At 70.8% G+C, this 7,122-nt stretch carries 8 protein-coding genes; all 8 read right to left on the bottom strand.

Annotation, left to right across the window (positions count from 1 at the left end; all coding sequences use genetic code 11):
* Window positions 1-316: 316 nt before the first annotated feature.
* The 8 genes from LQ51_RS29115 to LQ51_RS29080 all read right to left on the bottom strand — a co-directional run bounded on the left by LQ51_RS29115 (window position 317) and on the right by LQ51_RS29080 (window position 6,992).
* Complete coding sequence (locus LQ51_RS29115) at window positions 317-712, bottom strand: metal-sulfur cluster assembly factor (RefSeq protein ID WP_046571238.1); 396 nt, start codon at window positions 710-712, stop codon at window positions 317-319.
* Entirely contained in the window at window positions 709-1,185 is a 477-nt protein-coding gene (gene sufU, locus LQ51_RS29110; RefSeq protein WP_046571237.1) for a Fe-S cluster assembly sulfur transfer protein SufU, read from the bottom strand. Before sufU ends, LQ51_RS29115 begins: the two co-directional genes overlap by 4 nt.
* Before the next feature lie 46 nt (window positions 1,186-1,231).
* Window positions 1,232-2,536, bottom strand: a complete 1,305-nt coding sequence (locus LQ51_RS29105) for a cysteine desulfurase (RefSeq protein ID WP_046571236.1) — start codon at window positions 2,534-2,536, stop codon at window positions 1,232-1,234.
* Between the two features lie 6 nt (window positions 2,537-2,542).
* Window positions 2,543-3,316: a Fe-S cluster assembly ATPase SufC gene (gene sufC / locus LQ51_RS29100; protein ID WP_046571235.1), complete on the bottom strand. Its 774-nt coding sequence runs from the start codon at window positions 3,314-3,316 to the stop codon at window positions 2,543-2,545.
* Window positions 3,316-3,660 (bottom strand): non-heme iron oxygenase ferredoxin subunit, encoded by a 345-nt coding sequence (locus tag LQ51_RS29095; RefSeq protein WP_046571233.1) that lies wholly within the window; start codon window positions 3,658-3,660, stop codon window positions 3,316-3,318. The genes sufC and LQ51_RS29095 overlap by 1 nt, the downstream gene beginning before the upstream one ends.
* On the bottom strand, window positions 3,660-4,805 hold the full coding sequence (sufD, locus tag LQ51_RS29090; RefSeq protein WP_046571231.1) for a Fe-S cluster assembly protein SufD: 1,146 nt from the start codon (window positions 4,803-4,805) through the stop codon (window positions 3,660-3,662). Before sufD ends, LQ51_RS29095 begins: the two co-directional genes overlap by 1 nt.
* 91 nt (window positions 4,806-4,896) lie before the next feature.
* Window positions 4,897-6,327: a Fe-S cluster assembly protein SufB gene (gene sufB / locus LQ51_RS29085; RefSeq protein WP_046571230.1), complete on the bottom strand. Its 1,431-nt coding sequence runs from the start codon at window positions 6,325-6,327 to the stop codon at window positions 4,897-4,899.
* A complete protein-coding gene (locus LQ51_RS29080) occupies window positions 6,324-6,992 on the bottom strand; it encodes a helix-turn-helix transcriptional regulator (RefSeq protein ID WP_231605923.1) in 669 nt (222 codons plus the stop codon). Before LQ51_RS29080 ends, sufB begins: the two co-directional genes overlap by 4 nt.
* Window positions 6,993-7,122: the final 130 nt, after the last annotated feature.

Below are 7,122 nucleotides of genomic sequence, written 5' to 3'. Positions count from 1 at the left end.
CCCGCGCCCCGCGCCCCGCGCCAGAGATCTTGGTACGAGATGGCCCCTATAGGGGCCATTTGCTGCCAAGATCTCGCTTGACTTCCGTCATATGGATGGCGTTCTCGATAGGTGGGAGGGGTAGGCGGGGCGAGGTTCGTGGAAGTCGACCTGGCCGGAACAGCGCATCAGAGCCGAACGACAAGCACGGACACAGGCCGAACCAGGCAAGTCCGAGCGAGGTAGGACCGGGCAGGCGTGGGGCGGGCGGGGGCGGAGACGCGTCGAGCGCGACACCCCCACCGGGGATGTCGCGCTCGACGGGACCGGGAACCGGTCAGACGTTGAAGCCGAGGGAGCGGAGCTGGTCCCGACCCTCGTCGGTGATCTTGTCGGGCCCCCACGGCGGCAGCCACACCCAGTTGATCCGGATGTCGTTGACCAGCCCGCCACCCGGGCCGGTGGTCAGCGCCTGCCGGGCTTGGTCCTCGATCACGTCGGTCAGCGGGCAGGCCGCCGAGGTCAGCGTCATGTCGAGGGTGGCCACGTTCTCGTCGTCGACGTGGACGCCGTACACCAGGCCGAGGTCGACCACGTTGATGCCCAGCTCCGGGTCGACGACGTCCTTCATCGCCTCCTCGATGTCGGCGATGGCAGCCTTGCCGCCGGTCGGCGTCGCCGCGCCGTCGGTCGCCACCGCGCCGGTCTCCGGCGTCGTGGTCTCGTCGCTCATGCCTTCACCTCCGTCGGGCTCACGCCCACCCCGGCGCGTGCCGCGGCGTCCTTGAACGCCATCCACGACAGCAGCGCGCATTTCACCCGGGCCGGGTAGCGCGCGACACCCGCGAACGCCACCCCGTCTCCGAGCACGTCCTCGTCCGGCGTGACCTGGCCCCGCCCGGACATCAACTCGACGAACGCCTCGTGCACCACGGCCGCGTCGTCCGCGGCCCGGCCGCGCAGCAGCTCGTGCAGCACGCTCGCCGAGGCCTGGCTGATCGAACAGCCCATCCCGTCGTACGAGATGTCGGTGAACACCGTGCCGTCGGTCGCCACCCGTACGGTGATCTCGTCACCGCAGGTCGGATTGACGTGGTGCGCCTCGCCGACCCGGGCGCCCGGCACCGCCGTGTCCCGCAGGCCACGGCCGTGCGGGTGCTTGTAGTGGTCCAGGATGATCTCCTGGTAGAGCGACTCAAGCTGCATCAGGCTGCCCTCCCGTCGAGTCGTCGGGCTCCCCGCGTCGCCCGGCTCACCCGAACACCTTCCGCACCTGCTCGAGGCCGGCCACCAGCGCGTCGATCTCCGCCGTGGTGGTGTACAGGTAGAACGACGCCCGGGTGGTGGCCGGCACCCCGAACCGGGTGCACACCGGCTTCGCGCAGTGGTGACCCACCCGCACCTGGACACCGAGCGAGTCGAGCACCTGCCCGACGTCGTGCGGGTGCACGTCGGCGAGCGCGAAGGAGATGGTGCCGCCCCGGCCCACCGGCACGGTCGGGCCGAAGATCCGCAGCCCCGGCACGGTGGCGAGGGCGTCCAGCGCGTACGCCGTCAGCTCCTTCTCGTGCCACTGGATGGCGCGCATCCCCACCCCGGAGAGGTAGTCCACGGCGGCGCCGAGCGCCACCGCCTCGGCGATGGGCGGGGTGCCCGCCTCGAACCGGGCCGGCGGCGCGGCGAAGGTCGACCGGGCCATGGTGACCGTCTCGATCATCGACCCGCCGCCCAGCACCGGGGGCATCGCGGCGAGCAGCTCGGCCCGGCCCCAGAGCACCCCGATGCCGGTCGGGCCGCACATCTTGTGCCCGGTGAAGGCGATGAAGTCGGCGTCGTAGTCGACCACGTCCATCGGCAGGTGCGGCACCGACTGCGAGCAGTCGAGCAGCAGCAGCGCGCCGACCTCGCGGACCCGCTGGGTGATCCGCGCGGTGGCGTTTATGGTGCCGAGGATGTTCGAGGTGTGCACCAGCGAGACGATCTTCGTCCGCTCGGTGACCAGGTCGTCCAGCCCGGACTCGTCCAGCCGGCCCTGCTCGGTGAGCGGGAACCAGCGCAGCGTCGCGCCGGTCCGCTCGGCGAGCAGCTGCCACGGGACGATGTTCGAGTGGTGCTCCATCTCGGAGATGACGATCTCGTCGCCCGGCCCGATCCGGAACCGCGGGTCGGCGTCCGGCCGCAGCGAGGCGTTGGAGAACGCGTACGCCACCAGGTTGATCGCCTCGGTGGAGTTCTTGGTGAACACCACCTCGTCGACGCTCGGCGCGTTGATGAACGCGGCGATCTTCGCGCGGGCCCCCTCGTACGCCTCGGTCGCCTCGGTGCCCAGGGTGTGCACCGAACGCGACACGTTGGCGTTGTGCCGCGCGTAGTGCTCGGCGAGCACGTCGAGCACCTGACGCGGCTTGTGTGAGGTGTTGGCGCTGTCGAGGTAGACCAGCGGGTGCCCGTTGATCTCCCGGTCCAGGATCGGGAAATCGGCCCGCACCCGCGCCACGTCGTACCGGGGCACGTCGTCGTACTGTGGCATGCCCGCCGGGATCGCGATGGAGCTCATGTCAGGTCAGGCCCGCGCCGCGCCGGCCCCGGCGACGTACCGCTCGTAGCCCTCTTCCTCGAGCTTGTCGGCCAGCTCCGGGCCGCCCTGCTCGACGATCCGGCCGGCCACGAAGACGTGCACGTAGTCGGGCTTGATGTAGCGCAGGATCCGGGTGTAGTGGGTGATCAGCAGCAGGCCGGTGTCGCCGGTGTCGCGGACCCGGTTGACCCCCTCGCTGACCACGCGCAGCGCGTCCACGTCCAGGCCGGAGTCGGTCTCGTCGAGGATGGCCATCTTCGGCTTGAGCAGCTCCAGCTGCACGATCTCGTGCCGCTTCTTCTCGCCGCCGGAGAAGCCCTCGTTGACGTTGCGCTGGGCGAAGGCCGGGTCCATCTGGAGCCGCTCCATGGCGCCGCGCAGCTCGCCGGCCCAGGTGCGCAGCTTCGGCGCCTCGCCGTCGAGGGCGGTCTTGGCGGTACGCAGGAAGTTGGCCACCGAGACGCCGGGCACCTCGACCGGGTACTGCATGGCCAGGAAGAGCCCGGCGCGGGCCCGCTCGTCGACGGACATGGCCAGCACGTCCTCGCCGTCGAGGGTCACCGAGCCGCCGGTGATCTCGTACTTGGGGTGGCCGGCGATCGAGTACGCCAGGGTCGACTTGCCGGAGCCGTTCGGGCCCATGATCGCGTGGGTCTCGCCCGACTTCACGGTGAGGTCGACACCGGCCAGGATCGGCTTGAGCTCACCCTCGGGCAGCTTGACCGACACCTTCAGGTCGCGGATCTCCAGGGTGCTCATCAGCGGGTCACTCCATTGCTCGGCAGCGGGCGGCCGTCGGCGCCCACGGGAAGGTAGATGTCGCCGTCGCGGACTTCGACGGGATAGACGGGAACGGGTTCGGTCGCGGGCAGCCCGGTGGGCTCACCGGTACGCAGGTCGAAACGGGATCCGTGCAGCCAGCACTCCAGCGTGCAGCCGTCGACCTCGCCCTCGGAGAGGGGCACCGCGGCGTGCGAGCACTCGTCGTACACGGCGTAGAACGCGTCGTCCTCGGCGTGCACGATGGCGATCTGGGTGCCGTCGACGTCGGCGCTGATCGCGGTGCCCTTCGGCACGTCCTCGGTGGAGCAGATCTTGATCATCAGGCGCCCGCCTTGGCCAGCCGCGTCTCGATGGCGTCACCGAGCCGCTCGCGCAGCTCCTCGACCGGGATCTTGTTGATCAGCTCGGCGAAGAAGCCGCGCACCACCAGGCGGCGGGCCTCGGACTCCGGGATGCCCCGGGCCATCAGGTAGAAGAGCTGCTCGTCGTCGAAGCGGCCGGTCGCGCTGGCGTGGCCGGCACCGGCGATCTCACCGGTCTCGATCTCCAGGTTCGGCACCGAGTCCGCCCGCGCGCCGTCGGTGAGCAGCAGGTTGCGGTTGATCTCGTACGTGTCGGTGCCGGTCGCCTCGGCCCGGATCAGCACGTCACCGACCCAGACGGTGTGCGCGCTGTCGCCCTGCAGGGCGCCCCGGTAGCCGACGTAGCTGCGGCAGTCCGGCACCGTGTGGTCGACCAGCTGACGGTGCTCCAGGTGCTGGCCCGAGTCGGCGAAGTAGAGGCCGTACAGCTCGGCCTCGCCGCCGCGCCCGGTGTACTCCACCGAGGTGTACTGGCGGACCAGGTCGCCGCCGAGGCTGACCTGCACGTGGATCACCTTGGCGTCGCGACCCAGCTTCACCTTGAGGTGCTGGGCTTGCACCGCGTCGTCCGCCCAGTCGGCGACGGTGACCAGGGTGAGCTTCGCGCCGTCGCCCACGGCCACCTCGACGTTGTCGGCCAGGGTGGCCGAGCCGACGTGCTCCAGCACCAGGGTGACCTCGGCGAACCGGCCCACCTCGACGACGGTGTGGCCGAGGGCGAGCGCGTCCGCGCCGGCGCCCACCACCCGCAGGCTCACCGGCGCCGCGACCACGGCGTCCTTGGCGACCTGCACCAGCAGCGCCTCGTCGAACCCGCCGTAGGCCAGGGCGCTGACCCGGTCGAACGGGGTGAGCACGCTGCCCACCCGCGGGTCGTCCCGGCCGATCCGGCCGACGGTGACGCCCTCGGGCAGGTCGCCGTGCTCGTGACGGACCGCGCCGGTAGCGGCCGGCGCCTCGCCGCCGGTCAGGCCGCGCAGGCGCTTGAGCGGGGTGAAACGCCACTCCTCCTCCAGGCCGGTGAGGGCCGGGAAGTCGGCGACGTCGTACGAGCGGAGCGCCTGCGACTTGGTCACGGGCGGCGCGGGAGCCTGGGTAGTCATCTCTTCCTTGGTCTGTCTGTGCGGGACGACGAGATCTGGGGGCTGGTGCGGCGGGCCGGCGACACCGGCCCGCCGACCGGGAGCGGCGGCGTCAGCCGACCGCGCCCTCCATCTGCAGCTCGATCAGGCGGTTGAGCTCCAGGGCGTACTCCATCGGGAGCTCCTTGGCGATCGGCTCGATGAAGCCACGCACGATCATCGCCATCGCCTCGTCCTCGCTCAGGCCCCGGCTCATCAGGTAGAAGAGCTGGTCCTCGCTGACCTTGGAGACGGTCGCCTCGTGCCCCATCGACACGTCGTCCTCGCGGATGTCGACGTAGGGGTAGGTGTCCGAGCGGGAGATGGTGTCGACCAGCAGGGCGTCGCACTTCACCGTGCTCCGGCTGTTGGTCGAGCCCTCCAGCACCTGCACCAGACCCCGGTACGAGGTGCGGCCGCCGCCCCGGGCGATCGACTTCGACACGATGGTCGAGGAGGTGTGCGGCGCGGCGTGCACCATCTTGGCGCCGGCGTCCTGGTGCTGGCCCTCGCCGGCCATGGCGACCGAGAGCACCTCGCCCTTGGCGTGCTCGCCGGTCATGTAGACCGCCGGGTACTTCATGGTCACCTTGGAGCCGATGTTGCCGTCGATCCACTCCATGGTCGCGCCCTCGTGGCAGACGGCGCGCTTGGTGACCAGGTTGTAGACGTTGTTCGACCAGTTCTGGATGGTCGTGTAGCGGCACCGGGCGTTCTTCTTGACGACGATCTCCACGACCGCGCTGTGCAGCGAGTCCGAGGAGTAGATGGGCGCGGTGCAGCCCTCGACGTAGTGCACGTACGCGCCCTCGTCGACGATGATCAGCGTCCGCTCGAACTGGCCCATGTTCTCCGTGTTGATCCGGAAGTAGGCCTGCAGCGGGATCTCCACGTGCACGCCCTTCGGCACGTAGATGAACGAGCCACCGGACCAGACGGAGGTGTTCAGCGCGGCGAACTTGTTGTCGCCGACCGGGATCACCGTGCCGAAGTACTCCTTGAAGATGTCCTCGTGCTCGCGCAGCGCGGTGTCAGTGTCCAGGAAGATGACACCCTGCTCCTCGAGGTCCTCACGGATCTTGTGGTAGACGACCTCGGACTCGTACTGCGCCGCGACGCCGGCGATCAGCCGCTGCTTCTCCGCCTCGGGGATGCCCAGCCTGTCGTAGGTGTTCTTGATGTCCTCCGGCAGGTCCTCCCAGCTGGTGGCCTGCTTCTCGGTGGACCGCACGAAGTACTTGATGTTGTCGAAGTCGATCCCGGTGAGGTCCGCGCCCCAGTTCGGCATCGGCTTGCGGCCGAACAGGCGCAGGCCCTTCAGCCGCAGGTCGAGCATCCAGGCCGGCTCGTTCTTCTTGGCCGAGATGTCCCGGACCACCGCCTCGTTGAGGCCGCGCTGGGCGACGGCCCCGGCGACGTCGGGGTCGGCCCAGCCGTACTCGTAGCGACCGAGGGCGGCGAGCTGCTCCTCCTGGGTCAGGGGCTGGACGATCTGCTCGGTCATCTATCTGTCCTCACAGTGGTGACGGTGTTACCGGACTGGGCGCCCGCACGCGGGCTCTGCCGCGGCTGGGCGGGGATGTGCGTGGTGCACACCCCGTCGCCGTGCGCGATGGTGGCCAGGCGCTGCACGTGGGTGCCGACCAGGCGGGAGATCACCGCGGTCTCGGCCTCGCACAGCTGGGGGAACTCGGCGGCCACGTGCGCCACCGGGCAGTGGTGCTGGCAGAGCTGGCCGCCGGAGGCGATCGTGGACGCGTTGGCAGCGTAGCCCTCGGCGGTCAGCGCCCCGGCGAGCGCCTCCGCCCGGGCGAGCGGGTCGTCGCCGGCGTCCTCCATGGCGGCCCGGCAGCGCTCCTCCAGCGCGGTCACCTGCTCGGCGGCGAACGCCTCGACGGCCCGCGGGCCGCCGCTGCGGGCGATCCAGCGCAGCGCTGCGGTGGCGATGTTGTCGTAGTGGTGGGTGCCGCACCGCACCCGCGCCGCCTCGGTCAGCACGAAGACCTTGGCCGGCCGGCCCCGGCCCCGGCTGCCCCGCACGACCTGCTCGCGGGCCACCACGTCGCCGTCGGCGAGCATCGCGTCGAGATGCCGGCGGATCGCGGCCGGGCTGAGCCCGAGCGCCGAGCCGAGCTGGGCGGCGGTGGTCGCCCCCCGCTCCAGCAGCAGCTGGGTGACCCGGTCCCGGGTGGAGAGATCGGCGGACGCGGCCGGCGACGACTCGGGCTCGGCGCCCCGGAGGGCACGCGGCCGGAAGCCGTCAGCGGTGACCGGACCGGCCGCCGGCTGGGGCCCGGAG

It is taken from the genome of Micromonospora sp. HK10, from assembly GCF_000982955.1.
In the GTDB taxonomy this organism is placed as follows: Bacteria; Actinomycetota; Actinomycetes; order Mycobacteriales; family Micromonosporaceae; genus Micromonospora.
Note: the sequence above shows the minus strand (reverse complement) of the source record. Positions and strands in the feature narration are given on the sequence as shown.

Coding starts and splice junctions, on each gene's coding strand:
- LQ51_RS29115 (WP_046571238.1), bottom strand. CDS start 712: ATGAGCGACGAGACCACGACGCCGGAGACCGGCGCGGTGGCGACCGAC.
- sufU (WP_046571237.1), bottom strand. CDS start 1,185: ATGCAGCTTGAGTCGCTCTACCAGGAGATCATCCTGGACCACTACAAG.
- LQ51_RS29105 (WP_046571236.1), bottom strand. CDS start 2,536: ATGAGCTCCATCGCGATCCCGGCGGGCATGCCACAGTACGACGACGTG.
- sufC (WP_046571235.1), bottom strand. CDS start 3,316: ATGAGCACCCTGGAGATCCGCGACCTGAAGGTGTCGGTCAAGCTGCCC.
- LQ51_RS29095 (WP_046571233.1), bottom strand. CDS start 3,660: ATGATCAAGATCTGCTCCACCGAGGACGTGCCGAAGGGCACCGCGATC.
- sufD (WP_046571231.1), bottom strand. CDS start 4,805: ATGACTACCCAGGCTCCCGCGCCGCCCGTGACCAAGTCGCAGGCGCTC.
- sufB (WP_046571230.1), bottom strand. CDS start 6,327: ATGACCGAGCAGATCGTCCAGCCCCTGACCCAGGAGGAGCAGCTCGCC.